This is a genomic window from Bradyrhizobium jicamae (genome assembly GCF_001440395.1).
In the GTDB taxonomy this organism is placed as follows: domain Bacteria; phylum Pseudomonadota; class Alphaproteobacteria; order Rhizobiales; family Xanthobacteraceae; genus Bradyrhizobium; species Bradyrhizobium jicamae.
In genome coordinates this window covers 1-1,017 of the sequence record NZ_LLXZ01000052.1, presented here as the reverse complement: position 1 = coordinate 1,017, position 1,017 = coordinate 1, and the positions used below count along the sequence as shown (strand labels likewise).

Here is a 1,017-nt window from a genome sequence, read left to right as displayed (position 1 = left end):
CGAATGGCATAGGCGCACATGGCGCAGGGTTCGACCGTAGAGTACAGCGTGCAGTCGTCGAGCGACCTAGTATGCAGCATCTGCTGGGCGGTCGACAACGCGACCATCTCGGCGTGGCGCGTCACGTCGCTTGCGCGTCGCACCATGTTGGGCGCCTCGCAAACGACCTCGCCATACCGGCCGACGACCGCGGCAAATGGATATTCTCCGTCAGACCGGCTGGATTTGGCGAGCGCGACGCAGCGGCGCATCAACTCCAGATCGGATTGCTGCGGACAATAGTTGCTCACCTGACGAAGTATCCTCAATCAATCTGAGTCGCGTGCCCGCCTCTGAGCTTGTGTGCTGGAACTGTTGGGCCGCTGAATCCACCTTCCGGCGACGAGACTTCCGGCAATGGACAAGGGATGGCTGATGCTCGGCAGCGTCATCAGCCGACGACAACCGCTATCGTTTCACAACGGTCAGCTGGGCTTTGTGTGAGGCATCTCGGTCCCTCGATCAACCTCCTTTGCGCTCTCTCTACTGAATCACCTTTGTGCCTTGGTTTGATGATAGGTTCGGTCATTGCGATTTATTCCCTAGTTGCGTGGTGCACGACTTGATTTCGGCGACTAACGCGCATGTAGGTGCGCATTTAGTATCGTAGCCGGCCTAGGAAACGGATCACCTGCTGAATCTGGTAGGATCCGTGCTCTGCCCTGCTGCCGCATCTTGAGCGGCTCACCGACCGTGCTCGTGCCTACGTAGTCGTCCGTTCTTTAGTCGCGAACGCGGTGTCAACCCCGATAGGCAAGAGTGCCTCCACTGCCGGGTTCATGGTTCTTTTCGCGGTCATCTATGCAAGAACCGCCGCATGATGGCGTTCAAGGGTGTGCATCTCGATGTGAAGAGCGCGGTGCATAAAGCCTGCAAGGACGACTTCGAGATTGCGAACACCTTCGTCCCGGCGTGTTCCGTCCGAAGGCGAATCTGGGTTGGTTTAAGACTGCTTCATGCGGCGGGTATCTCTACCTT

General features: G+C 57.8%; 1 protein-coding gene. It reads right to left on the bottom strand.

Going from position 1 to position 1,017, the window contains the following annotated elements; all coding sequences use genetic code 11:
• Positions 1 to 290: nucleoside deaminase (locus tag CQ12_RS08345; RefSeq protein ID WP_245309804.1), on the bottom strand; the 290-nt coding region annotated here is incomplete at its 3' end.
• Between the last annotated feature and the right edge of the window lie 727 nt (positions 291 to 1,017).